Raw genomic sequence first — 26,781 nt, 5'->3', positions numbered from 1 at the left:
ATCCTGTTAATTGAGGTGAATATGACTAAACGAACAAATAAACATTATCCAGCAGAATTTAAACAAGAAGCGGTCGCTCTGGTAATAGAGCAAGACTATCCAATCGTACAAGCTGCTGCATCTTTGGGTGTGACAGACAAACTACTTTACAACTGGGTAGCCAAGCATAAAAAAGAGGCACTAGGTGACGTGTTGTCTGGCGATGAACGAGCAGAGTTAATTCAGCTCAGGAAGGATAATAAACGTCTACAAATGGAGCGTGAAATCCTAAAAAAGGCAAGTGCCTTCTTCGCGAAAGAAATGAAGTAAGATATTCTTTTATAAGTGAACTTGATGCTAAGTATCCTGTGTCAGTCGCTTGTAAAGTGATGGAAGTGAGTTCGTCAGCATATTACGCATGGCTAAAAAAACCTGGTGAACTCATTAGCGCTCAAACGCTTAGACTGTATCGACGAGCAAAAGTATTATTCAAGGCAAGTCGAAACAGTTTAGGTAGCAGAGAGCTTGCTAAAGCACTACGCAAAGAAGGCTTTGAAATAACGCGGTATCGCGCCATTAAGTTAATGGAACGGCTTAAATTAGTTGTGACTCAGCGAATAGCTTATAAAGTGACAACCAAGCGCAAACACAGTGATGCTGTTGCTGACAACTTGCTAAATATGAATTTCAATCCTGTTGGACCCAATCAAATTTGGGCGGGTGATGTGTCCTATTTAAAGACTGGTGAGGGCTGGTTGTACTTAGCCATTGTCATGGATTTGTATTCACGCCGGATTGTAGGTTGGCATATATCAAAACGCATGACGCGTGATTTGGTCGAGCAAGCACTGACAAAGGCTCATAATTTACGCAAGCCAGGCAAAGGTTTGGTGTTTCACAGTGACAGAGGCTCTCAGTACACGAGTAAAGGCTTTAGAAATCTACTGTCGCGATTAGAGTGTCGAGCTAGTATGGGAGATGTTGGAGCTTGCTGGGATAATGCTGTTGTGGAGCGCTTCTTTGGAAGTTTACAGTATGATTGGTTGTTTAAAGTACCGCAGCCCACTCGAACACATATGCGAGAAGATGTTGCTAGGTACATGAAATATTATAATGTTGAGCGACTGCATTCAGCCAATTTGGATCAATCGCCAATTGAATTTGAAAACTCCTTTAGAAAAGTGTCCGGTTGGACTTGACCAGAACACAAAAAAACATGGTGAATCGATGTTCAATCACAAAGATTAAAAATCGGCAAACATTACCACTTTATCGCGACCTCTTTTCTTTGCCTCATACATTGCCTTATCAGCACACTCCATCAGCATAGTTTGATTGTTTGCATGCTGAAGATAAATTGCCCCACCAATACTTGAAGAAATGTTCAGAATTACACCCTTGTCCATCACAAAAGGTTCTTTTAATGCTGTGCGTATTTTATTGGCTACATCCTCTGCGTTCTTATCAATATCAGAGAGAACCACTACAAACTCGTCTCCCCCAAGTCTTCCAACGGTGTCTGTGGCGCGCAAACAATATTGAATACGCGCAGAGACTTCTATTAACAGCCAATCACCAACATGGTGGCCGTGGACATCATTTACTTTTTTAAATCCATCTAAATCAATAAAAAGAATCGCCATCATTTTATTATTACGGTCAGCAAACGTGATAGCTTGCTTTAATCTATCGGTGATCAAACGACGATTGGGTAGGCGGGTTAAGGGATCATATGAAGCTTCCTTATCCAGACGCATTTGAATATCTTTTTGCTCGGTAATATCATAGTTGACACCAACCAACCGAGTTGGGTTGCCTGCTAAGTCAAAAGTGGCTTTTGATACCGCTTTAATATAATGAACTGAGTTATCCGGCCATAAAATACGAAATTCAGGACAATATTCTCGCTCATTTCTTAGGGCCGCTTGTATTTCACCATCAATATGTGCACGGTCATCTATATGCACTCTGGCAATCCATGCTTCATATAAATCTTCAAATTCTGACTCCTTTAAACCATACAATTGATACATCACTGAGTCCCAATTCAAAATGTTATTTTTAACATCCCAGTCCCAAATACCAACAATGCCGGCAGAAGCCCCTGCTTTTAGTCGATCAACCAATACTTTTAATTTTTCGCTCGTCTGGCGCGCTTTTTTATTGTTATTGGCAATGTTCAGCATCACAAACAGTAAAAGCACCGATAAAGTCGTACCAGTAAAGCCAACTAGTTTAGCAAGGTCGTTTTCAACGATACCTTCAAATACAGGGGTACTGTGAAAGTTTACGGTCCAATTTCGGCCTGGGAATTCAATCTTTTTAACCACAGAAAAAAGAGGTTGAAATTGTTTTTGATCAGAACCGGATAAATAATCAGGATCTAACTTAGGCGTATAAAGAAGATCCTCAGCCTCTTGGGAATCTCCGTCATATATTGAAAAAATGACTTGGCGGTCTTTATCGCTCAAAAGAATACCGTTGATCAGATTATCTATACGAAATGGGCTATATATATATCCGATTAGTTCTTTTTGACGCTGAGCTATGTTTTCAATGGGTGTCCCACTTCGATATAAGGGGAGGTACATGAGAAACCCATTCTGCAAGTCATCACCATTCTCTTGCACCAATTTAACCTTGGCGGAAATTGCGACATTACCATTGTCACGGGCGATGTCCATAGCGATATTGCGAGCCTTTTCTGAATACATATCATACCCAAAGGCGCGCTGATTTCTAGCTGTGAATGGCTCAAGGTAAAGAATACTACTGTACTTATCTCGCTCACCTGCTGGAAAGACATTAAAATCATTAAAGCCTTCTAACTGCACAGCATTGACAAATTCTTCTTTTTCATCTGGTGTTAACATCACGGCATAACCAATACCTTGAATCCCAGGCCAAAGTTTATCAACTTCTAAATTAGTGACATAATCATGGAATTCTTGGCGACTGACACTCGCACTGGCTTTAAATAGCCCTATACCCCCACGCAGAACTTGTTGATATCCCTGCATTCGCTGTTCGATAGCTCGAAGAGTTTGGGCGACCTCAAATGTGAATAAATCTTGGCTATGAATTTGACTAGATTTGCTGGTGATTGTCCAAGCAATGAAGGTCATACAGAGACTTAATGTAAAGATAAGCCAAGTGGAGTAGGTACTTCGAAAAAACACCCACACGTTTTTTGCACTTGTCACCTTATCGGTATCATCCTTCTTGCTTATAAGGTTACTGCTCATTAAAACTCCTTGTAAATTGTCAACTACAATTGAGCAATTTAAATGTGTAACTGTACATTTTATACTCTATTACATTAACTATAAGATTGAAAATTAATTTGGCAAGCCGTTCAGGTTTGTCACTTCAGGTTTTCACAAATTAAAATAATAAGCTGGGAGTGAAGGTTTTCAAAAACCGAATGATTTTGCCATCTTATTAGAAGAGCTTTTCCTTCAAGGTGACTTACTAGAAGCCAAACATTATGTTGAGATGTCATAATGTCTGTGCAAGTTTTTAGCTAAACTGAGTGGAGCAAATAAAAGCTATCAAAAAATTTAATAAAGGAAAAATTAATGATAAAAGTAGTTGTCTTGGTGTGGTTAATAATATGCATTCATTCTAAGGTGCTGGCCCATCAAACTTCTGTCACTTATGTGGCAAATGAAGCAGTACTGATAACAAACGGAGATAAAAAAGTATTGTTTGACCCGTTTTTTCACACAGCCTTTGGTATTTATCAGTTGGTACCAGAGTATACTCAACAGGCCATATTCAGTGGTACTCCCCCTTTTGATAACTTAACGGCTATTGTCATCAGCCATGCCCACGGCGATCACTTTGCTGCAGACGATGTGTTGAAGTATTTACTAAAATACCCTAACACTCAGCTCATTGCGCCACAGCAAGCGGTCACAGAACTGAGTGTTTTGAGTGGTGCGAACCAAATATTGCCTCAAGTGACCAGTGTTAAATTGGCATTTAATCAAACACCAAAATCCTTAGAGGTGGAAGGCTTGGTGATTGATGCCGTGCGTATCCCGCATGCTGGTTGGCCCGGACGTGCAGACATCGAGAACTTAGTTTTTAGAGTCACTCTAAAAAGTCAAAGTGAATCTGTTACCGTTATGCATATGGGCGATGCTGATGCTGATGATAACCATTACTTGCCTTATAAAAGCCATTGGCAAAAACGTATTAGCGACACCGTATTAACGCCCTACTGGTTTTATCTTTCGGCTGAGGGCAGGGATATATTGACCGATATCCTTAATGTTAAAAAGAGCATTGGTATCCATGTGCCAATTAAAACCCCACGCCAACTTAAGTCCAGCGGTGAGGACTATTTTACCCAGCCTGGCGAGATGCGAAGAGTAGATGAGCCGCATATGCATGAACATTAAAATAGGGGCGAAAAGGGGTCGAGTGATCTGTATCGCTGCATGTAAATCAAAGATAAAATATCCAAAAAGGTCTACTCAAGATAGCGTATTATTATTTATCAAACTATTGAGTATTCTGATGCTTAAAATGAATAAAAAGATATTAAAAACAACATGAAGACAGTTCTTTTAGCTTTTCTGGTGTTAACAGCCTTTGGCTGTGGTGCTACAGAGCAACAATTGCTGAAATCCGAGCCTTTTACCGGTGTGATTTCAGCAAGTCAGCTGATTACTGAATATCCGCTATTTCGCTCCGCTTATGAACAATATCAACCTAGCTCAGCAGAAATTGCTGCAGTAAAATCTTTATCTGGCAAATCCTTGATCGTATTATTCGGTACATGGTGCCATGACAGTGAACGTGAAGTGCCAAGGTTGTTGAAATTATTAGATTTGTCCGGTGTTGAATTAGAAAGTTTGTCATTATATGGTGTCAATTATAATAAACAAGAGCCGACTAATTTGCACCAGCAACATCATTTAAGGTATTCACCCACCATCATTCTGTTGCAAGGTGAAGATGAATTAGGCCGTGTTGTTGAAAAACCGGTAACAAGTTTGGGAGAGGATTTGGCGCGGTTTGTTACAAAAGGATAAACAACTTTCATTCTTTAATTAGCCATGTAACATTTCTTCCCAATGGGTCCTGAAATAATTTAGGTGGTGATGCTCACTTATGTATAAGACATTATGTAGATCGTAACTTTATAGCTGGCCGTATACCTTGCAATCCGTCTATAAATGTTTGATTTTTTATATCAATTGCGCATTTACACACGATATTTATCTCTCAATTTTATCAGTCTTTATTAGGAATTTATTATTCATTCACTCACACCTACCGATAAAGATCTTTGGTTTCTGCCTTTAGGTGGAACAGGCGAAATAGGTATGAACATGAATCTTTATGGTCATGCCGGGCAATGGTTGATGATGGATTGTGGCATAACCTTTAACAGCCCGCTTTGTACAGAATCCGAATCTAAGACCTCGGGGCTGCATAAACATGACATTGTGGCTGCCGACCCCTGGTTTATTAGTCAGCGCAAAGAACAATTAGCGGGTATTGTGATTACTCATGCCCATGAAGACCATATAGGTGCTTTGCCTTATTTATGGCGTCGATTTAAATGCCCTGTGTACACCACTAAATATACTGCTGAAATATTACGACGCAAGCTTGCTCGGGGTGGTTTGGGTGACAATATTCCAATCATTGAAATAGACAGTGGTGAGCGAGTCGATATTGGCGAATTTAACGTTGAATGGATGCTGATAACGCATTCATTACCAGAGCCTCATGCTTTTGTGATCAGAACCTCTGCGGGAAATGTGTTTCATACAGCGGACTGGAAAATTGACCTAGCACCAGTGACTGATAAGCCTTTTAATTCTCATCCTTTTAAATTATTGGCGAAGCAAGATATATTAGCCATGGTATGTGATTCGACTAATGCCACCCGCGAAGGGTATTCTGTGTCTGAGCAACAATGTTATAAGGGCTTGAAACAAGCCGTCGTCAATGCAAAAGGACGGGTTGTAGTGGGATGTTTTAGTAGCAATATTGCGCGATTGATTACCTTGGCAAAAATAGCGAAAGAAACGGGGCGCTACTTTGCGCTGTTTGGCCGTTCATTACAAAACACAGTGGGTGCAGCCAAAGCCACCGGGCATTGGCCAGATGACTTACCGATACTTGATGCTTTTAATGCTGGATATTTATTACCACGAGAAGTGTTAGCGGTAGCAACGGGCAGTCAAGGTGAGCCAAGGGCCGCATTAAATCAGTTGGCCAAAGACACCTATCGCAATGCTTCTTTGGATGAGGGTGATTTGGTGATGTTCAGTTCTATTGTGATACCAGGCAATGAAAAGTCTATTGAAAATCTGCTTAAAGCCTATAAATCTCGCAAAATCAATACCCTGATGGCCGATGATTCAGCATTGCCCATTCATGCTTCAGGTCATCCATGCCAAGAAGAGTTAAAACAAATGTACGAATGGGTGCGTCCACAAGTCGCTATACCTACCCACGGAGAGGTTGAGCATATGCAAGCCAACGCTGAGATGGCCCGTTTAAGCCATGTGCCTAGAAGTCTCACTGGATTAAACGGCGACCTGTTTAAGTTAGCACCAGAGGTGAAAGTACTTAAACAAGCGGTAAGAGCAGGTAGGATTGCTTTACAACAGTCTTAGTAGAGACCGCTTATATCCAAGCAGGATAGGATTAAACGTGCTTTAGGTTGCATACTTTTATTTGGCCTGTTGCAGCCTAAATGTTTGAATTTTCGTGATCAGGTAAAGAACTGACATTTGTACTGCAAGGGCAATCAATATCCAATACGTTTGTGGATTGAACCCCGCAAAAATAAAACAGCATAAAGCAATGGCGCCATTGGTTAGAGCATAAGGCAGCTGAGTTCTAAAATGTTCAAACTGATTGCATCCCGAGCCAGTGGAGGAGAGTATGGTGGTTTCTGAAATAGGCGAGCAGTGATCACCAAACAAGCCCCCAGATAAAACTGCTCCAATGCTGACGACTAGGGATGCTTCTATGGCAAACGCAGTAGGGATCATCAAAGGGAACATAATAGCGAAGGTGCCCCATGACGAGCCAGTGCTAAAAGAAATAATCCCAGACAACGCAAACGCCACAGCCGGCAATAACCAGTAAGGAAACCCCTGTTGAGCCTGCTCAGCAATATAAGTGGCGGTGCCCAATTCCTTACCCAACGCACTGAATGTCCAAGCTAAAATAAGTACTATGGCGACTTGCATCATATTACCCATACCTTGCAAATACAGATCAATACCTTCAGTTAATGTTCTGACACCATAGAAAGCCATTATTAACATTAAGCTCAGGGCGGCAAAAAAGTAGGCGCTGGATAATGCAGCACGAAAGGTTGACCCCGCCACTTTTTCAAAGGGAAAACCTAACGGAAGTAAGATTGCGCACAATACTGTGGCCATAATCAACAGAGGAATAAACACAAATGAAGCCCGAGCTTTGCTGTGACTGAATGCCTGTATATCGTTCTTGTGCTGCTCAGCGATGGTTTGCTCTGTCGCACGTTTGGCTGTCTTTTCTGCCTCTGCCATGGGGCCAAAATCTAGGTCTGCATAGATAAGTACCGGTACAATGAAGATGGCCAAAATTGCATAGAACTGGAAAGGTATGGCCTGAATAAAACTATTCAGGGCTGATATATCTTGTCCAGCACCATCCAGTTCTTTTTGTATCAGGCTGATAATGTAAATACCCCATCCAATAAAAGGCACTAAAATAGCGACGGGGGAGGAGGTGGAGTCCACAATAAATGCCAGTTTTTGTCGAGAAATTTTGAGTTTATCGAATAATGGTCGAAACACTGGGCCAACAATCAGGGGAGTGCCTAAGTCAGAGTAGAAAATGAAAATGCCTCCGCACCAAGCTGATAGTTGAGCGCGACCTGTGCTACTAATTTTACGCACTATAGAGAGCGCAAAAGCTGGGCCGCCACCTGACTTTTCCATCAGGGTCACAAATCCTCCAATAAATACCAACAGCACTATTACCCCTGCGTTGTAGCTATCACTCACAGTGGCCACTAAATGCTCTTTGACTAAGGTAGTCATTACGTCTAAGGGATTAAATCCTACCAGCATGATAACGGCACTCACTACACCTGCAAACAAACCAATCACAACGTTGCGGGTACCGAGTGACAACCCTAGGGTAATGACGATAGGAATAATAGAAGTGATATCAGCATCTGGCAGTGTATTGGTCATTATGTTAAGCACTATGATTTATCTCTTTGGATATTTGCGTGCTTAAATTAACATTAACTACGCTGCTATATTGTTAAGCATAAACGAGTCGTTGCCTCTGTGTAAACCATAATAGAATTAACATTCTCAGTTGCTTTTGATTGCGCTGCTGGAATATATTTATCTGAGGCACGACTGACTCAAGTAATGTGGTGCGTTAAGTCATCTGCTCATCAAAAAATATCTCTTCAACGGTTAAATTGAATAACCGAGCTATTTTAAACGCTAAGGGTAAACTGGGATCAAATTTACCTTTTTCGATGGCATTGGCCGTTTGTCTTGATACATCCAAAGCATGAGCTAAATCCGCTTGAGTCCAGTCTCGTTCAGCTCTCAGTACTTTTAAGCGGTTTTTCATTGATATTTCCTATTACCGATTAAAATACTGATAATGTATGTGAAGGCCATGAGCATTATAAGGTGATTAATTTCTGGCTCGAAGGTTATCAGTTTTATGTCTTCTAGTTGCTCATAGGCAATGCCAGCTATCAAACCTACCCCTAAGGTTATCCCCATGGCATCCATAGTGATTTTGCGTTGCAATTCATCAAGGTTTGTTAAATGTTTGACGTTCACCATGATCATGGCCACCCCTAGCGCAAGATGGGTCATCAAGGCCGCAATCGAGTAGGCTGGTTGATAATCCCATATGTATTCTGCGCCAAATCTCAATAATGCGGTACTCGCTAACCAAGCTAAGGTCCATAATCCTAGATGTAACGTTTTGGTCTTGTTGTGCTGTGTACCAGGTGTTTCGTTGTGTTTTATGGTGTTCATAAGTCAAATCCTCAAGTCATAAAGTAAACTAAGCTTTACTTTTGATGTGAGTGTAGCTTTTGAATAAATAATGTCAAGGGTATTTTACAAAAAGAATGCATGACGTGACATTTAAGAGAGCTTGCCTTTAAAATCCTCATATTCAAACTTACGCACCAGCTCAAAATTACCCTCTTTGCGAATAATACCGATGGCGGGATGTTCCACACCATTAAAAAAGGTGGTTTTGACCATAGTGTAGTGCATCATATCTTCAAATATTATCCGCTCACCTATTTGTAATTCGTGATCAAAGCTATATAAATCAATAGCATCACCAGCTAAACACGAATTACCACCGAGTCTATACGTATAGGCTTTTTCGCCTGCTTTACCTGCTCCGCGCACATCAGGACGATAGGGCATTTCTAATACATCTGGCATATGGGCGGTGGCTGAGATATCTAAAATGGCTATTTTGTCTTGGTTTTCTACTATATCCACCACTTCTGCTACTAAAGTGCCCGTTTGCCAAGCCACTGCCGAACCGGGTTCAAGGATCACGGTCAAATGAGGATGCCGCCCTTTAAAGTCTTTTAACGTATCGACTAAATGTTTAACGTTATACTCTTGACGAGTCATTAAGTGCCCACCACCAAAGTTAATCCACTTTAACTTGGGTAACCATTTAGCAAATTTATCTTCTACCGCTTTGATAGTGCGTTCGGTTGCAAAGGAATCAGATTCACATAAATTGTGGATATGTAAACCTTCGACCCCCTTTATATCTGCACTGTGTAGGTCTTGTGCGCGGATACCAAGGCGTGAGCCCGGGGCGCTAGGATCGTAAAGTGCAGTTTCAGCTTCTTGATGTTCTGGATTAACTCGCAGGCCCGCAGATACATTCGAATCCAGTATTTGTTGTTTATATCTTTGCCACTGTCCCAAACTATTAAAGGAGATATGGTCAACTAAGTTTACTAACTCATCAATATCTGCCGGTTTAAAGGCGGGTGAATAGGCATGAACCTGTTTGCCTATTTCTTCTTTTCCTAATCTGGCTTCCCATACTGCGCTGGCAGTCGAACCCTGCAGGTATTGACCCACCAATTCAAAGGTTGACCACATAGAAAAACCTTTCAGGGCCAGTATTATCTCTACGCCACTTTCTTTTTGTACATACTGCATTAGCTGTAAATTGGTTTCGAGTGCCGTTTCGTCACACACATAACAGGGGCTAGGGATAGATGAATTTAACATGGGGTCGGTCATAGTTTGGGTACATTCTAGGGACTGATAAGTAGAACGCTAAGAATATCTCTGCCGGTAATAGAATTAAAGTGAAAGTTGTATTTGTGTTATTGATTTAAATGAGTGTGATTGAGTTTCTGGTTATGAACCATTTGATTTTTAGTCAAGTGTAGCGCTCAAATAAGTACTTTTTTTAGCCCAATCCTTTGATAATTGGCTAGGACATGTGATAACAAAAATAGGTATACTGTTTGAAGGTTACGTTACTAAAATTACCAACAGTGCTTCTGTGGTGAGTCATTATGGAAATAAAAATATATGGCATTATCAATGCTTTATTCTGTAAAAATTAAACCAGCATTAATTGGGATGTTTTTGGCGCTAGCGCTAAGTGGCTGTGGTGGTGGCTCGGCATCATCAACAATAATAGAGCCCGTTTCTATTTTACCGATTAATGCCGCACCAAAACTCAACACCCAGTTTGACAACATCAACACAGAAGTGGGTTTGTTATTCCAAGTCGATATGCAGGCGCGTTTTAGCGATGAAGGCAGTTTCGCCCTCAGCATTGTCGAATCGTCTAGTGGCGCGTTACCAGATTGGATATGGTTTGACGCCCAAAAAAACATACTGTTTGGCTTGGCTTCAAATTTGAATCTAGCCAATACGAATATTTCGGTGACTGCTACAGACGAGCAAGGGATGTCAACCACCACTAGTTTTGAAGTCAATATAAGTGCAGTCTCTCAGCCTATAGCGCCCGAACAAGTGATCCAAGATAACAATTATATTAATGCGCTACTTTTAAAAGAGTCCAATTTTTTTAAATTGGGCATTGCCGTAAATGACCACACATATCTGACCCAAGACGGCATTTTTCTGAATAGTATTTCCTTACAGCCTGTTGGCAAAGCATCGCCATTTAGCGCCGCTTCCAAGGAGTCATTGCATCTCAGTCTGCTAGCAAAGGTAGTATTGAATGATGAGCGAGCGCAGCGTTTACTATTTGGACTTGATGCTGATAATGCTGTGACCCAAGCGCTCAGCATACTTGAACAAAAAGTGACAACATACGAGCAGTTTGATACAGCATATCCAGCATTTGGGGGATTCCTGCCTTGGTTTATCTCACAGGACAGAGGTAATGGCGTCAGCATGTACCCGCTTAGCGGATGGGAAGATAGAATGCCCGCATTAGACAATGGTCAATTGGCTTGGTCTATATTTGTTGTTTACCATTGCCTTTATAAGATGGGATACGACAGCATGGCAAGCCGTTATGAGCAGCGTTTTCAAAAAATGGCTACAAATGCTAAAACCCTATTTTTTGATACCCAACGCAATGTTATCTCTGGTATCAGCCGATTTACTGATAGCAGCGGTAATCCCGACTCCTCATTGCCCCCCGAGCAACTTATATACAACAAAGATAGTTATGGATTAACCGACTCCTTTGAAGGGGAACTAATGGCTGTTTTTATGACTTTGTTCAGCCCTGATTTATCAGCAACACAACAACAACAATTATGGGCAAATAAGTTTGTTAATACTCGAAATTATGCAGCGTCCACAGGGGGTAATCTCACAGTAATAGAAGGATGGGCATTCTCTTCACATGAACAGTGGAAATTTTTAATTTTGCCTTACCTTGATAATAAGATAACTCGTGACTTATTTCTAAACGGTGAAAAAGTCAGAGCCGATTATTCAAATGAAAATCAGTTTCGTGGTTTTTTTGCCTCAGTAAACACACCTGCCAATACCTATGAATCTCTTTTAGGCATACAGGCTGTAGCATCACAAACGGGTGTGAAAAACACCACCTTAGCCCCTTATGCTACTTTCCCCATGTTGTTAGCTGACCAAAACCAACAAACTAATACTGGACTCAAATGGCTGAAAAATATATTAGCCTACGACAACATGCTCAGTGAGTATGGCTCGCTTGAATCCTACGACACGTCTACATTTGCGATTACGCCACTGCTAACATGGGATGGCAAAGCCTTGACGAGTTTAGCCATGATGGGAGGTATGATAGATGAGACACGGGAGTTTATGATCCAAGAGGGCGTTTACCTCGAGTTTATGCACTTAGTGGATACACAGTACTCCATATTTAACGGCGAAATCAGTGGTATTGAGTCAGCTATTGCTGCCCCCCTAGATACCTCTGTTCCTATCAGTCCTTGTGTCAATAGTCAGATTATCCTCGGTACGATTAATGATTTCGACTGTCAAAAATTGATACCGTTACCGGGCATTCGCATAGTTGAAAACCCACAGGTGACACCACAAAACCCCAGTCAATTTATTGGTCAATATCAGGACCCAAAAGGGCCTTGGGATGCCCTGGTTATTGATTATTACGATGCCATTGAGCTTGCTGAGCATGCTGTTTTTAGTATCAACTTGATGGCACCAGTGGAGGGGATTTTAAAAGTGAAATTGGAAGGTGGACAATCCTTGGCTGTGGAGCTAGACATGCAGGTGTCTCAACTCAATAGTTGGGTTGAATATCAATTCGATTTTTCTGCTCATATGAATGAAAAACATCAAAAAATAGCGGTGTTCTTTGAAGCGGGTGAAAACAACTCGGGCAATAACCTATATTACCTTGATGATCTCAAGTTAGTCAGCAACGTGACTGAGTGACAGCATAGAAGTAGACCCAGGTAAGTATTTATCATCATTTTAAAAAGCGAAAAGAGCCTCAATATTTGAGGCTCTTTTGTATCAATTGTTACCTATCGGCTAAACGGGCTGCTGTCACATTCAACTACGTGCCAAGGTAAACCGTGCGCATTTAGCATATCCATGAAGGGGTCTGGATCAAATTGTTCCATATTCCACACCCCAGGTTTTTTCCATGTGCCGTTTAATATCAGTGCCGCGCCTATCATGGCTGGTACACCTGTGGTATATGACACGGCCTGGGCACCGACTTCCTCATGGCACTTGGCGTGTTCGCAATTATTGTAGATAAAGATGGTTTTTTCTTGTCCATCTTTTATGCCAGTTATATAGGTACCGATACAGGTTTGCCCCGTGTAACCATCGGCCAATGAACCGGGATCAGGTAAGACAGCCTTTAAAAATTCTAAAGGTATAATTTGCTGACCTTGGAAGTCGATAGGCGCAATACTGGTCATGCCGATACCTTCAAGTACCTTGAGGTGGGTCAGATATGCATCGCCAAAGGTCATCCAAAAACGAGCACGTTTAAGGCTAGGAAAATGTTTGACCAGTGATTCTAATTCTTCGTGAAACATCAGGTAAGAAGCACGTACCCCGATATTTTGATAGTCCAAATCTTCCCGGACACTTAATGGATCTGTTTCTTTCCATTCGCCGTTTTCATAAAATCGTCCACGCTGAGTGATTTCGCGAATATTAATTTCTGGATTGAAGTTAGTGGCAAAAGCTTGACCATGATCGCCACCGTTACAATCAACTATATCGAGATAATGAATTTCATCAAAATAATGTTTAGCCGCATAAGCAGTGAAAACATTGGTCACACCGGGATCAAAACCGCTGCCTAATAAGGCCATTAAACCTGCTTTCTGGAACTTTTCTTGGTAAGCCCATTGCCAGGAATATTCGAATTTGGCGACATCTTTGGGTTCGTAATTAGCGGTGTCCATGTAGTCCACGCCAGTTTCTAAACAAGCATCCATTATGGCTAAGTCTTGGTAAGGCAGAGCCAAGTTAACCACCAAGTCAGGTTTGACTTGGTTGATGACCGCAACCACTTCGCTGGCATGATCTGCATCCACTGCAAACACACCTTTTACTCGGTCTACACCGACTTCTTTTTGCAGTGCTTCACATTTTGAAACGGTGCGACTTGCTAAGTATATTTCATCAAATAATTCAGGCAAACGGGCACATTTTTTTATGGTGACAGCGGCAACGCCGCCAGCACCAATGATGAGAACGCGGGACATAGTGAGTTCCTAATAATCTAGCTTACAAATAAAAGTTGAATGCTAGCAGTAATTTATTGTGGTGCAAGTTGAATATTGATAAACGCAGCTGAGTTTGCTTAATCACGAGTCTAATTTGTTTAATCAACCGCGTCGTATTGGTTTAATTAACTGGTACACATTTCAACTGATACCAAGCCCAGTGATTTAAGCACGGCTTTTTTCCTTTGTGTGATGTCACCCGATACAAGTATGTGTTTGATGCCATGTTGTTTAAGATATTGACGGTTAAACGCCTGAAATTCATGGCGATTAGCATCACCTGAACGCTCCCATGTATCGTCGTAAGGAATATCATCATCACATAGCACCACTAAATCATAACGTTGCCAGCATTGTATCGCTAGCTGTGCTAACTCTGGTAATGCGCTTTGATGGTAATGCAGCGCAAAATGCCAAGTAGTAAATGCGCTGGTATCACAGAATAGATATTGGTTAGCTTTAGATACAGCTTGGTCTTCCCATTGATTTTGGGTTTGCGCAATATGCAATAGCTGTTCTGGAGATAGCCTTCGGTCGACCTGATGATGTAACCAAAAATCTCGACCGTATTCAGGCACTGTTACGCTATTTAGCTCATCGGCCAAAACTTCACATAAGGTGGTTTTACCCGTGGAAGGGCCACCTAAAAAGACAATTTTTTTGATCATGAAATGGTCTGGCCTTGTTTTAAATTAACGCTCAAATTTTTATACCATTGCCATTGGCCAATAATAGCCATAACCAAGAAACAGGCGTACAAAGCCGATGTTGGAAATAACCCCTTTTGCCAATATATTGCAATAGCCACTATGTCTACGACTATCCATAGCATCCAGTTCAATAATTTTTTGTGGGATAATAACCACTGGGCGCCTAAGCTTGCACAGGTAGTAAAGGCATCAGGGTAGGGGAAACTTGCGTCCGTGTATTGAGTCATTATGGTACCGAGCACCATTGTGCTAATAGCAATAGCGATAACCCATAAAACATATTCTTTGGCTGTACCTTGGTTAACGATCACATGACCGGTTGAGTCTTGAGCGTTTTTCCACAACATCCAGCCGTAGATTTGAAAGCCAATATAAAATACGTGTAATGCCATATCTGAATACAGCTTCACATCATAAAAAATCCAAGCGTAAATACTGACTTGCACAAAGCCAAAAGCAAAACACCAGATATTACGTTTAATGACGAGATAAACGCAGATAAAGCCCGATACAGTTGCTATCCATTCATGTGGTGATGCGCCAGCAAAACCTTCAAACCATGTGATCCAGTTCATATTAGCGAGTCAACATTTTTGAAACCTGTCGTCACATTAACTAACAATGATTTAAAGCTGTTATAGAAAAACGTAATTTGTTTAAACAATAAATGACCATAATAAAGTGATTTAAGTAGAGGAACATACTAGCAAACAATCTACCGTATATTTGATGAATAAAGCAATGGTGACTTACCTCGCTCCTTGTAATCCACCAGTATGTATTGCTAAGACTCGACTACCAGCAGGGAAGTACCCGTTTATTGTTAACTGGTACAGGGCATAAAATAATTTGCCACTGTAAACCGGCTCCAAGGCGATTTGAGTTTGTTTCTCAAACGCTGCGCAAAATTGATTAAGTTCGTTGTTGGATTTTGCATATCCGCCAAAGTGATAGTCATGGCTAATTGACCATTCTGATTTGTGATGTCTATCCGTTAATAAATTTTCTACTAATTGCTCTAAATATTCTTGACCCTTCAACACCGCAATACCCAAAAGCTGGCTAGTGTCATGCTTACCCGTTTGGGCTAAACCATCAACCAGTCCCGCTAAGGTGCCTCCGCTGGCTACAGGCGCCAAAACATAGTCATACTCATTTTGCAGTTCATCAATAATTTCAGCTACCCCTTTGAGAGCTTGTAACTGCGAACCCCCTTCAGGAATAATCAAAGCATTGGGATATTTTGTGGCAAGTGTCTGAAGGTATTGGGGCTCGGCGCGTTGTTGGTAATTAATTCTATCGACATACTGAATGTCAGTCCCCCAACTCAGTAAATCCCGTAACATAGGACTAAGGTTATGTGAATAATCCCCTCTGATAATGGCGGTAAATTGTATATTGAGTTGGTGGCAGCAATAACCTAAAGCGTGCACATGATTTGAAAACCCGCCACCAAAGCTCACTATATGTTTAACGTTATTATCATGGGCTTGTAATAGAGCATATTTAAGTTTGCGCCATTTATTGCCTGAAATAATGGGGTGCAGTAAATCGTCACGTTTGACTACGAGTGTGATGCCACGTGCAATTGCCCAATCTGGTTGAATGATGGATTCAGCTGAAGGAGTGGCTATTTTTAACTGTGATAATAAATTATTTTCATTCAATCTATTTATGTTTTAACCTCGTGGTTTGAATACTCATTAATCAATTTAAAGGTGTCACTATGACCATCATCATAATCTGTTTATTTATCGCAACCTTAATGCCTATCCTCGCTAAAGCACCCTTGGCTATGGCTATGAATAAGGCGGGTGGCTATGATAATCGAAATCCCCGTGAGCAACAAAAGACTTTATCAGGTTTTGGTGCAAGGGCTAAAGCGGCTCACGAAAATTGTTTTGAAGCGCTAATCATGTTTACCCCTGGCGCGCTCGCAGTGCTTGTCACAAATAATGCAGGGCAGTTAGCAGAATATATTGCTATTGCATTCGTTGCCTCTAGGTTGGCTTACCTATTCGCATATTACTTTGATAAACATGTATTGCGCAGCATTTTTTGGGGCATTGGTTTTATATCTTCTCTGACACTTGTTTGGTTGGCTATTCCTTAGTTTGTGCTGCTTATTAATGAAAGTGAGTTGTGACATATTTTTTATGACGGAGCGTTCTTTGAATAGAACACAGTGAATTTTGTCCAAATTTAGCATTGGGAAGCAACATTCCACTTTTCGTTATCCGTACTCATGATTTTGAAAGTGCTGAGGGGCACTCAATTTTTGTGCAATGCTGGGTTTAGCTGCTTATTTTGATCCGCATGTTCAATGTGAGCGATCAGAAAATCGATGTGAAATATTTTTTAAAGGTTATTCTTTATTAATTAAGAGCTTACATTCAACACCTCTAAAATTGGTTGTTTTTTGTACGATTTATGTTGACACCTTGAGTCATACCAACCTAAAATGACGACGTTCAAAAGAGGTATTCCTCTCCCAACTGTGAGTTAAATTGATAAGCAGTTGTAATTGAAAAGGGCAAAACTTTCGAAAGAAAGTGACGCAAAGTAACCGGTCTACGGGATGATTCCTATGATAGCGGAACTGCCAATTAGCAGCTTGTTGTGTTTTTGATAATCTGTATTTAAAGGCAATTTTAAGCGAAGGGTTTTCTGTAGACTTCACAAACTGTGGAGTCACAAAATGAAGTATATTAACACCAATTTACCCAGTATCAGTTCATTAGTAAAAATTAGCAGCCGTGGCTCAGTATTAAGCACCCTGTTGTTACCCCTGTTTTTCACCCAACACGCTCTAGCAGATCCACCACTGCCAAAAGTGTGGGCTAAAGGACAAATTTTGGTGCAACCCACCTCCGGTTTGTCTGAAGAAAATTTTCAAAAGATTTTAAAAGGACACCAAGCCAGTTCAAAAGGAAAGCTCAAACAACTCAACACCCATATAATCAAAGTTCCCATTCAAGCTGAACAGGCGATAGTGAGAGCCTTGTCTAACAATCCCAATATAGAATTTGCAGAGCTAGACTTACTGGTAAAACCCACTGCAGTCACGGCTAATGATCCCTACTACGCAAATGCTTGGCACTTAAGTAACATGCAATTACCTATTGCTTGGGACTATGCTAAAGGAAATGGAGTAGTCGTGGCTATTTTGGATAGCGGCGTAAATGGTTATCACAATGATTTGGCAGCCAATATGGTAACAGGCTGGAATAGTGTTAGCCAAAATAACGATACGGCCGATGTGAATGGCCATGGCACTAAAGTGGCGGGGGTTGTCGCGGCAATAAGCGACAATAACACGGGTGTGACCTCAATCGCCTGGCACGCATCTATTATGCCAGTGCGAATTACCAACGACAGCGCAGGCTATGCGTATTGGAGCGATGTTGCCAATGGCTTAACTTGGGCCGCCGATAATGGTGCCGACATTGCCAATATTAGCTACCAGGTCAGTAGCAGCTCCACTGTCACCAATGCGGCGCAATATATGCGTAATCGAGGGGGATTAGTTGTCGCTTCAGCCGGTAACGGTGGTTCAAATCTAAACTGCAGCGATAATGCCAGCATTATTACTGTTTCGGCCACAGACAGTGCTGATAATAAAGCCAGTTGGTCAGATTACGGTAATTGTGTCGATGTGGCAGCGCCTGGAGTAGGTATTTGGACCACAACAAGGGGTGGCGGTTATAGTGCTCCCAGTGGAACTTCGTTTGCCAGTCCTGCAACAGCAGCAACGCTGGCATTGATAAAATCAGCTAACCCCAATCTTAGTAACGATGAACTGGAGAATATTTTAGAGTCCAGTGCGGACAAAACTAAAAGTGGTGGTGGATTTAGTGTCTTTTATGGTCATGGCCGGGTTGATGCTGCCGCCGCTGTGATTATGGCTCAGCAAGCCCCTAGCATTGATCAACAAGCCCCCACAGTGGCGATAACGTCGCCCACTGAAAATAGTACGCAAGAGGGTATCTTTAATATTAATGTTAATGCTGAAGATAATATTGCGGTCAGTTCGGTGAGCTTATACGCCGATGGCATATACATTAGCAGCGACAATGTTGCGCCCTTTAGTATTAGTTTCGACAGTCATAATGTGGCCGATGGTAATGTCGCCTTTACTGCTCGCGCTGAAGATGCGGCTGGCAACCTGGGCAGCTCAGCCACTCACTGGCTGGTCATTGATAATATTGTCGATGTAGCTGATAACATTGCCCCGAATGTAACTATTACTAACCCAGCTGATGGCAGCACGGTGAGCGGCAATGTCGCTATTACTGTTTCTGCAACTGATAATGTAGCGGTGACTAAGGTTGAGCTCTATATTGACGGTCAATTAAAAGCCCAAACGAATACGTCTGTATTGTCGTACGGTTGGAATAGCCGTAAGGCGCGTGCTGGTTTGCATACTATTTTAAGCAAAGCATTTGATGCGGCAGGTAATCAAACACAGAGCAGTGTGCAGGTTAATATTACCACTACAAAAAAAAGAGGGCGTAAATAGATGTAAGTTAATTCAAGACAAGGCTATGCCATGCCATGCTATGCCATGCCATGCTATGGCTCAAGGTTGGTAAGCTAGTTCCTGAGATTAAAAGATAAAGGCACCACTATGCATCATATGCAGTGGTGCCTTTTTATTGCTGGGCTATTAACTAGCTTAAAGGCAAGCTAGTTGAGTGGGCTTTATGACGGCGCAGCCCCCCCAAACCCAATAAACCCATGCCGAGTAAAAGTAGCGAGGCAGGCTCAGGTATATCTTGAGGACCGCCACCACCGCCACCACCACCATCAAACTGAGTGACATGACTGATTGTTAACTGGGTATCACTCAAATTAAATCCACCGAGGAGATCGGTATCGATCACTCCCCAAGTAGTTTCTGCCAGATTTGTAAACAGCCCCCAGTCAGTAGAGTTCTTGACAATGTAAGTGCCAGGTCCAAATAACAACTGAAACGCGATTACATCCGTTTCATCAGTAGTATACGCTTGAACCGGATCTGTCTTTCCGCTCAATGTGTAGGTCATACCCGTCACAGAAGTGGCCCAGCAAAGTTCAGCTACTTCATTAGAGCCATTTGGGCATGCAGGGTTTATTGATTGCAAGTCCGTCGTTGTGGCGAGAAGCGTGTCTAATACTCCAACATTATTACCATTTAAAACGCCAGCCCCGCCATCATTAATGAAAATTGCCGAGGCTTGTGAGCTGAACATCAACCCGAATAAAAGTGAAGCAGCGATAGATTTTTTAAGTTGCATAGAATATTCCTTATCGTAATTTTAGGGTAAATAAATAAGCCGAATAGTGTTGTTTATTTACACGCCGAGTTACAAAGGCACCACTAAGCTTATTACTTCGCCTTTAATAAAATTAAGCTAGTAAAGATAGATGCATTTTCTATACCGAAAATTTTATAATACTAATTATCAACCAGTTATAAAAACCGAATGTTGCTATATGAGCAAACATGTAAAAATACCTGACGTTTTACCGAAGTGAAAATAGTGAGTTAAGAGATAAATAGCTATTTTTTATTATATTTCACCTGCATAAAGTAAGAAATACACAACTCTATAATGTAAAGTTTTTTACCACACGTATTTTTACCACACGTACTTTAGTCATACGTTAGACCCGAAAATACGGTGCAACTCCTATTCTCGGGCATATTGAATGTAAAGAGGTAGACTGAGAGCGTTCGTAGTATTTGGGCAAGAATTCTATTGTGGACTTTTTTGTTAAAGTGACTGAATATTTTTGTGACCACAAATTACAACAGTCAAGGATATTGATTATGCATCAATAGTCTGGGGTCCGTATTTTAGATAGGCAATAGTAAGGGATGCTAAACCGCTATGGCTATCACTTATTACACACGTCTCGTGATTGTTGTTCGTGATGTAAAAATTACGATATGCTTGACGCGATTAAAGTCTAAATAATGGCGCGCTGCACGGTGCTGGAATAACAAATAACAAAACAACCCTTTGTGCTAGTTGACTTATAGACGTCTATACGGCAAATTAAATCAATGAAATTTATAATATCACTCACAACCGGCATCATTATCATTACCTTTGAAAAGGTGTTCGCTGGCTAGTGCATACGCATTACACATAAAAAGCCCGCCACTACCGCGGGCTTTTTTGTTATTAAGATGCTTAAAACACGTGATTGATAAACACGTGATTGATAAAGACAGTGTGTTGAAACAGTTAAGGAATTAAAAATGAAGGTATTGAAGTTTGGTGGGTCGTCACTCGCTGATGCAGAACGTTACTTAAGAGTCAAAGACATTAGCCTCGCATGTCACAATGATGTCGGTGCGGCTGTTGTATTGTCTGCTCCAAAGGGCGTCACCAATGCCTTATCGTTATTGTGTGATGAAGCGGCATCGGGCAAAGATTACGGCGAATTGTTTGCCAAATTAAATATGCTTTTGTTTGGTATTTTGGATGACCTGAAAATTAGCCTTCCCCATTTTTCTCAAGCTACATTAGCTGAATTCATTCAACATACCTTAAACGACCTCAATCAGCATTTAGAAGGTTTTGCGTTGTTGCGGTGCGCCCCTGAGGAAGTGGTCGCTAGGGTGTTAAGCGTTGGCGAATACGTGAGTGTGAATATATTCAGTGAAATATTGACCAGTTTAGGTCATGCCAATTGCATTATTGATCCGGTTAACTATATTGTTGCTGAAGGTGACTACCTAGACAGCATAGCCGATGTATCTGCTAGCCAGGCTCGCTTCAGTGATGTGGATATCTCAGGTGACAAAATATTAATTATGCCTGGGTTTGTTGCTGTCAACCAAGCGGGTGAAAAGGTCACTCTAGGTCGAAATGGTTCAGATTATTCAGCCGCTATTTTGGCTGCGTGTATTGATGCACAGTGTTGTGAGATTTGGACAGACGTAGACGGTGTTTACAATGCTGATCCAAACCAAGTCGATGGTGCGGTATTGCTTGATAAGCTGACGTATCAAGAAGCGATGGAATTGTCTTATTTTGGTGCGAAAGTGTTACACCCTAAAACAATCGGCCCCATCGCTCAACATCATATCCCCTGTTTAATCCGCAATACACTCAACCCAGCAGCGCCAGGTACCTTGATCAGTAACCAAGCGAGCACTAAATGGACTAGCGTAAAAGGAATATCACACTTAGATGATATGACTATGTTCAACGTGGCAGGCCCTGGCATGAAAGGCATGGTGGGTATGGCAAGCCGGGTGTTCGAAATTATGTCTAACGCGAATATCTCGATTAGCTTGATTACGCAATCTTCGTCTGAATACAGCATTAGTTTCTGTATTCACAGTAAAGATGCCAGCCGCGCTCAGGATTTATTAGAAGACTCATTTGCTTTAGAGCTCAGTAATCATTTGCTTGACCCGATTGAAGTCCGTCATGAATTAGCCATTGTTACTTTGGTAGGAGACGGGATGCGTCATTCTAAAGGGTTGGCCGCTAAATTCTTTAGCTCCTTGGCACAAGCCAGAGTCAATAACGTGGCTATTGCTCAGGGCTCTTCTGAACGCTCTATCTCCACTGTTATCGAAGCCAGTAAAGCTAAAAAAGCAGTGAAAGTCGTGCATCAGAACTTTTTCTCTAACCTACATGCTATCGATGCTTTTTTAGTGGGCTGCGGCAGTGTTGGAAAAGAGCTGTTAGCTCAAATTGCTCGGCAACAAGCCGCTTTACTTAAAAAAAATATTAGCTTAAAAGTGTACGGGATTGCCAATAGTCAAAAATTATTGCTGCAATCTAACGGCATCGATTTGAGTGCCTCTTGGCAAGAAGACTTGGATAAAAGTGATAAACAATTCTCTATCGATAATTTGAAAGGTTTTGTACACGACAATAGCCTGGTTAACCCTGTCGTTATCGACTGTACGAGTAGCGCTTACATTGCTGAACAATACCCTCAGATGATGTTAGATGGCTTTCATGTTGTCACACCAAACAAAAAGGCCAATACAGCCAGCACCGAGTTTTATCAGCTTTTAAGAGATACCGCTCAAAAAACCAATCGTCAATTTTTATACGAAACCACAGTCGGTGCGGGTTTACCGGTTATCGATAATCTACAAAATTTGTTTTATGCTGGCGATGAATTAGTGCGTTTTGAGGGGATATTGTCTGGTTCATTATCTTTTGTGTTTGGTAAGTTAGATGAAGGTTTGAGTCTGTCTGAGGCAACCGAAATTGCTAAACAGAATGGTTTTACGGAGCCTGATCCACGTGATGATTTGAGTGGTATGGATGTCGCCAGAAAACTGTTGATTATGGCCCGTGAATCAGGTCTAACCCTTGAACTATCAGACATCACTATAGAGCCAGTATTACCATCTTCTTTTGATGCCAGCGGCAGTATCGAAGATTTCATGACGCGTTTGCCTGAATTAGACAGTTACTTCGCACAAAAAGTAGCTGCCGCGAAGGATGAAGGCAAAGTATTGCGTTATGTAGGCTCAATTGAGCATGGTAAATGTGTTGTCAGTATCGAAGCTGTAAATGAGTCTCATCCACTGTATATGGTAAAAGAGGGCGAAAATGCCTTGGCCATTCATAGTCATTATTACCAACCTATTCCTTATGTTATTCGTGGTTACGGAGCCGGTGCTGCGGTGACTGCAGCAGGCGTCTTCGCAGATATCATGCGCACTATGCCCTGGAAACAATCTATATAATGTCAAAAGTTCAAATGAAGCAATCTACCTTAAGAGCTTATGCCCCTGCCTCTATCGGTAACGTCAGCTTGGGGTTTGACCTACTTGGCGCGGCATTAAAACCAATAGACGGCAGTTTGTTAGGTGACGAAGTCGATATCGAAGTGGCAGAGCAGTTTAGTTTGGACGTCAAGGGACGTTTTGCTGACAAGTTGCCACCTGATCCAAACAGCAATATCGTGACCCGTTGTTATCGGCACTTTATGGCGGTGTTAGAGCAACAAGGTTATGCTAAAAGCGCTATCCCCGCACTTAAATTGACCCTGTACAAACACCTACCTATTGGCAGTGGATTAGGCTCAAGCGCCAGCTCGATTGTGGCTGCACTACATGGCCTGAATCAGTTTTTTACTGAGTATTTTGGTAAGGCGCCTTTCACAGAAAATGAATTATTGTTGGTGATGGGTGAACTAGAAGGGCAAATAAGCGGTAGTGTACATTATGATAATGTTGCGCCATGCTTCCTTGGTGGTTTAACGTTAATGGCGGAACATAAAGAGCAAGTCGCATTGCAATTGCCCATGTTTGAAAACTGGTATTGGGTATCTTGTTACTCTGGTATTAGTGTCTCGACAGCTGCAGCACGGAATATTTTACCAAAACAGATTGCTATGGCAGATACTATCCAGTTTGGTCGTCAGTTAGCGGTATTTACTGACGCCTTGTACCGAAAGGATGAAAAACTAGCCGCGGCCATGATGATAGATGTGATTGCCGAACCTTATCGTAAATCACTGTTACCAAGGTTTGATGAGTCACGAGTATTTGCAATACAACACGGCGCGCTGGCCTTTGGTATTTCAGGCTCTGGACCAACAGTATTTGCAGTATGTGATAATATAGAAGATGCCCAAATCATTAATCAATGGCTAGCTGATAATTATATTCAAAATGACACAGGTTTTAGTCATATTTGTCAGTTAGACATGAGTGGCGCATCCATAAGCCACTCTTGAAAGCGATAGCTTTCATCGGAGCTAGTAACATATGGTCATCATTTTCTGTTACCAGCGCAACATTTAAGTATTAAAAAGGTAGTAAAGTGGAACTCGTAAATTTAAAAGACGCCTCTGAGCAAGTCACGTTTGCAGAAGCAGTAAAAAAAGGTTTAGGTAAAGACCAAGGGTTATTTTTTCCTAAGCAATTACCCAAGTTTGATGATATTGAATCAATCCTGGCTATGCCTTTTGTTGAGCGCAGTGTAGAAATTTTAGCCACCTTAATTGGTGATGAATTACCACGCGAAATGGTGGCAGGTATTGTTGAGCGAGCTTTTCTGTTTGGCGCTCCTTTGGCTAAGGTGACAGATAATGTTTACGCTTTGGAGCTTTTCCATGGCCCTACATTAGCCTTCAAAGATTTTGGCGGTCGCTTTATGGCACAGTGCTTAGTTGCAATCTCTGATGGTCAGCCGATCACTATTTTAACCGCTACATCGGGAGATACTGGTGCAGCTGTAGCTCATGCATTTTATGGCATAGAAAATATCAATGTAGTGATTTTGTATCCAAAAGGTAAAATCAGTCAGCTACAGGAGAAGTTATTTACGACTCTTGGTGGCAATATCCATACCGTGGCGATTGAAGACGATTTTGATGCTTGCCAGCAATTGGTAAAAAGTGCCTTTGATGACCCAGACGTTCGTGAAGGCTTGCATTTAAATTCTGCAAACTCTATTAATATAAGCCGCTTAGCCGCACAAGTTTGTTATTACTTCGAAGCAGTGTCACAGCTTACTCCAGCCGAACGTGAAGATTTAGTGATTTCAGTCCCCAGTGGTAATTTTGGTAACTTGACCGCAGGTCTCATTGCAAAAGTCATGGGTTTACCGGTTAAACATTTTATTGCTGCCACCAATTTAAACGACACTGTGCCTCGTTATTTAAAAACCGGCGAGTGGCAACCTAAAGACACCGTTGCTACTTTGTCTAATGCAATGGATGTGAGTCAACCCAATAACTGGCCGCGAATTGAAGCTATGATTGAGGAAGGTCAGGTCGATAAATCTGATATCTCTGGCGCCACAATAGACGAAGAATACACCCAAGTGGCCATGCGTCAATTAGCTTCATTAGGGTATGTAAGTGAGCCTCACGCTGCGATTGCTTACAAAGCCTTAGTCAGAAAAATGGAAGAAGGTCAGACCGGTATTTTCTTAGGTACCGCTCACCCAGCTAAATTTCGTGAAACGGTTGAAAATGTTTTAGGTCAACCTATCAGTTTGCCTAAGCCTCTTGCTGATTGTGCAGGTAAAGAGGGATTGTCAGTTGAGTTACCTTGTGATTACCAGGCGCTAAAAGCGCATTTGTTCCGTTTACTGGGCTAAATATATCTGATGACCACTTGGGCAGATATTTTAAAACAAGAAAAACAGCAGCCTTACTTTCAACAAATGATGCAATTGGTTGACAGTAACAGGGCTGCTGGAAAAATGATTTACCCACCTAGTCAAGATGTGTTTAATGCCTTTAATTTAACTGAGCTGGATAAAGTGAAGGTGGTGATATTAGGCCAAGATCCTTATCACGGCCCTCATCAAGCTCACGGATTATGTTTTTCGGTCTTATCCCATGTTAAAACACCTCCTTCATTGGTTAATATATATAAAGAATTAGCCTCTGACATATCTGGCTTCACTATCCCCCAACATGGTTTTTTACAAAGCTGGGCAGAACAGGGCGTACTGTTACTCAATACCGTTCTTACGGTCGAACAAGGGCAAGCTCATTCTCATGCAAAGATAGGTTGGGAACGATTTACTGATACTGTTATTCAACAACTCAGTGAGCATTGTCATGGCCTGGTGTTTTTGCTGTGGGGCAGCCACGCTCAGAAAAAAGGTGAAGTGATAGATACACAAAAACATCATGTACTGAGTGCTCCGCATCCTTCACCGCTATCAGCATACCGAGGATTTTTTGGCTGTAAACATTTCTCACACACCAATGAGCTTTTAAAACAGCAAGGTAAAAGACCAATTAATTGGCAGGTATAGCGCAATATAAAGTTAACTTAATATTGCGTTATTTTTTATCAGCTCACGCATATTCATTCCCAGATTATGCTATCAATGCCGTGCTTTTTAATCACCACAAAAGGTCAGATAA

At 41.6% G+C, this 26,781-nt stretch carries 21 protein-coding genes and 1 riboswitch; of the genes, 11 read left to right on the top strand and 10 right to left on the bottom strand.

The genetic code is table 11. The features are described 5' to 3' along the window. The first annotated feature begins 21 nt into the window (after positions 1 to 21). Positions 22 to 1,178, top strand: a protein-coding gene (locus Q0Y52_RS02015) for an IS3 family transposase (RefSeq protein WP_297817322.1) whose coding sequence is annotated in 2 segments (ribosomal slippage) — positions 22 to 268 and positions 268 to 1,178 — 1,158 coding nt in all. Because the reading frame shifts where the segments join, the coding sequence is not laid out codon by codon here. Between the two features lie 45 nt (positions 1,179 to 1,223). Here the strand turns inward: Q0Y52_RS02015 and Q0Y52_RS02010 are convergent. Then, positions 1,224 to 3,224 (bottom strand): GGDEF domain-containing protein, encoded by a 2,001-nt coding sequence (locus Q0Y52_RS02010; RefSeq protein WP_297817319.1) that lies wholly within the window; start codon positions 3,222 to 3,224, stop codon positions 1,224 to 1,226. A 333-nt stretch (positions 3,225 to 3,557) separates the two neighbouring features. Between Q0Y52_RS02010 and Q0Y52_RS02005 the strand changes: the two genes are divergently transcribed. From Q0Y52_RS02005 to Q0Y52_RS01995, 3 genes are all read left to right on the top strand, one after another. Next, complete coding sequence (locus Q0Y52_RS02005; protein ID WP_297817316.1) at positions 3,558 to 4,385, top strand: MBL fold metallo-hydrolase; 828 nt, start codon at positions 3,558 to 3,560, stop codon at positions 4,383 to 4,385. A 153-nt stretch (positions 4,386 to 4,538) separates the two neighbouring features. Then, positions 4,539 to 5,021, top strand: a complete 483-nt coding sequence (locus Q0Y52_RS02000) for a thioredoxin (RefSeq protein ID WP_297817314.1) — start codon at positions 4,539 to 4,541, stop codon at positions 5,019 to 5,021. Between the two features lie 300 nt (positions 5,022 to 5,321). Next, positions 5,322 to 6,620 (top strand): ribonuclease J, encoded by a 1,299-nt coding sequence (locus Q0Y52_RS01995; RefSeq protein ID WP_297818094.1) that lies wholly within the window; start codon positions 5,322 to 5,324, stop codon positions 6,618 to 6,620. A gap of 57 nt (positions 6,621 to 6,677) precedes the next feature. Here the strand turns inward: Q0Y52_RS01995 and Q0Y52_RS01990 are convergent, their stop codons facing one another. From Q0Y52_RS01990 to nspC, 4 genes are all read right to left on the bottom strand, one after another. Continuing rightward, positions 6,678 to 8,198, bottom strand: a complete 1,521-nt coding sequence (locus tag Q0Y52_RS01990; RefSeq protein ID WP_297817311.1) for a Na+/H+ antiporter NhaC family protein — start codon at positions 8,196 to 8,198, stop codon at positions 6,678 to 6,680. A 196-nt stretch (positions 8,199 to 8,394) separates the two neighbouring features. Beyond that, positions 8,395 to 8,595, bottom strand: coding sequence for a helix-turn-helix transcriptional regulator (locus Q0Y52_RS01985; RefSeq protein ID WP_297817308.1), 201 nt, complete (start codon positions 8,593 to 8,595; stop codon positions 8,395 to 8,397). Then, a complete protein-coding gene (locus tag Q0Y52_RS01980; protein WP_297817306.1) occupies positions 8,592 to 9,014 on the bottom strand; it encodes a hypothetical protein in 423 nt (140 codons plus the stop codon). Before Q0Y52_RS01980 ends, Q0Y52_RS01985 begins: the two co-directional genes overlap by 4 nt. Before the next feature lie 111 nt (positions 9,015 to 9,125). After that, positions 9,126 to 10,265, bottom strand: coding sequence for a carboxynorspermidine decarboxylase (gene nspC, locus Q0Y52_RS01975; protein ID WP_297817302.1), 1,140 nt, complete (start codon positions 10,263 to 10,265; stop codon positions 9,126 to 9,128). 297 nt (positions 10,266 to 10,562) lie between these two features. On the opposite strand from nspC, the gene Q0Y52_RS01970 reads away from it, so the two are divergent. Beyond that, positions 10,563 to 12,899, top strand: a complete 2,337-nt coding sequence (locus Q0Y52_RS01970) for a putative Ig domain-containing protein (RefSeq protein WP_297817299.1) — start codon at positions 10,563 to 10,565, stop codon at positions 12,897 to 12,899. 92 nt (positions 12,900 to 12,991) lie between these two features. Here the strand turns inward: Q0Y52_RS01970 and Q0Y52_RS01965 are convergent, their stop codons facing one another. The 4 genes from Q0Y52_RS01965 to Q0Y52_RS01950 all read right to left on the bottom strand — a co-directional run bounded on the left by Q0Y52_RS01965 (position 12,992) and on the right by Q0Y52_RS01950 (position 16,592). Continuing rightward, entirely contained in the window at positions 12,992 to 14,194 is a 1,203-nt protein-coding gene (locus Q0Y52_RS01965; RefSeq protein ID WP_297817296.1) for a saccharopine dehydrogenase family protein, read from the bottom strand. Between the two features lie 146 nt (positions 14,195 to 14,340). Further along, the gene (locus Q0Y52_RS01960; protein WP_297817294.1) at positions 14,341 to 14,883 is read right to left on the bottom strand and encodes an ATP-binding protein; all 543 of its coding nucleotides are present in this window, start codon (positions 14,881 to 14,883) and stop codon (positions 14,341 to 14,343) included. Beyond that, positions 14,880 to 15,500 carry a nicotinamide riboside transporter PnuC gene (gene pnuC, locus Q0Y52_RS01955; protein ID WP_297817291.1) on the bottom strand — a complete coding sequence of 207 codons (621 nt, stop codon included), beginning with the start codon at positions 15,498 to 15,500 and terminating at the stop codon, positions 14,880 to 14,882. Before pnuC ends, Q0Y52_RS01960 begins: the two co-directional genes overlap by 4 nt. 174 nt (positions 15,501 to 15,674) lie before the next feature. Further along, entirely contained in the window at positions 15,675 to 16,592 is a 918-nt protein-coding gene (locus Q0Y52_RS01950; RefSeq protein ID WP_297817288.1) for a 1-aminocyclopropane-1-carboxylate deaminase/D-cysteine desulfhydrase, read from the bottom strand. A 59-nt stretch (positions 16,593 to 16,651) separates the two neighbouring features. Here Q0Y52_RS01950 and Q0Y52_RS01945 point away from each other — a divergent pair, with 59 nt between their 5' ends. Together Q0Y52_RS01945 and Q0Y52_RS01940 are read left to right on the top strand one after the other, a co-directional pair. Further along, entirely contained in the window at positions 16,652 to 17,038 is a 387-nt protein-coding gene (locus tag Q0Y52_RS01945) for an MAPEG family protein (RefSeq protein WP_297817286.1), read from the top strand. A 409-nt stretch (positions 17,039 to 17,447) separates the two neighbouring features. After that, a riboswitch (cyclic di-GMP riboswitch) is annotated at positions 17,448 to 17,532 on the top strand. A gap of 91 nt (positions 17,533 to 17,623) precedes the next feature. Then, positions 17,624 to 19,444, top strand: coding sequence for a S8 family serine peptidase (locus Q0Y52_RS01940; RefSeq protein ID WP_297817283.1), 1,821 nt, complete (start codon positions 17,624 to 17,626; stop codon positions 19,442 to 19,444). A 151-nt stretch (positions 19,445 to 19,595) separates the two neighbouring features. Here Q0Y52_RS01940 and Q0Y52_RS01935 read toward each other — a convergent pair whose 3' ends face one another. Continuing rightward, the gene (locus tag Q0Y52_RS01935; RefSeq protein ID WP_297817280.1) at positions 19,596 to 20,201 is read right to left on the bottom strand and encodes a PEP-CTERM sorting domain-containing protein; all 606 of its coding nucleotides are present in this window, start codon (positions 20,199 to 20,201) and stop codon (positions 19,596 to 19,598) included. Positions 20,202 to 21,172: 971 nt separating this feature from the next. Between Q0Y52_RS01935 and thrA the strand changes: the two genes are divergently transcribed. The 4 genes from thrA to ung all read left to right on the top strand — a co-directional run bounded on the left by thrA (position 21,173) and on the right by ung (position 26,669). Then, positions 21,173 to 23,635: a bifunctional aspartate kinase/homoserine dehydrogenase I gene (thrA, locus tag Q0Y52_RS01930; protein ID WP_297817278.1), complete on the top strand. Its 2,463-nt coding sequence runs from the start codon at positions 21,173 to 21,175 to the stop codon at positions 23,633 to 23,635. Beyond that, positions 23,635 to 24,630, top strand: a complete 996-nt coding sequence (thrB, locus tag Q0Y52_RS01925; RefSeq protein ID WP_297817275.1) for a homoserine kinase — start codon at positions 23,635 to 23,637, stop codon at positions 24,628 to 24,630. The genes thrA and thrB overlap by 1 nt, the downstream gene beginning before the upstream one ends. 86 nt (positions 24,631 to 24,716) lie before the next feature. Continuing rightward, the gene (gene thrC, locus Q0Y52_RS01920) at positions 24,717 to 26,000 is read left to right on the top strand and encodes a threonine synthase (RefSeq protein WP_297817273.1); all 1,284 of its coding nucleotides are present in this window, start codon (positions 24,717 to 24,719) and stop codon (positions 25,998 to 26,000) included. A gap of 9 nt (positions 26,001 to 26,009) precedes the next feature. Next, on the top strand, positions 26,010 to 26,669 hold the full coding sequence (gene ung / locus Q0Y52_RS01915; protein WP_297817270.1) for a uracil-DNA glycosylase: 660 nt from the start codon (positions 26,010 to 26,012) through the stop codon (positions 26,667 to 26,669). Positions 26,670 to 26,781: the final 112 nt, after the last annotated feature.

The organism is uncultured Paraglaciecola sp. (assembly GCF_943787955.1).
GTDB lineage: Bacteria > Pseudomonadota > Gammaproteobacteria > Enterobacterales > Alteromonadaceae > Paraglaciecola.
This window is presented reverse-complemented; position numbering and strand designations above follow the sequence as displayed.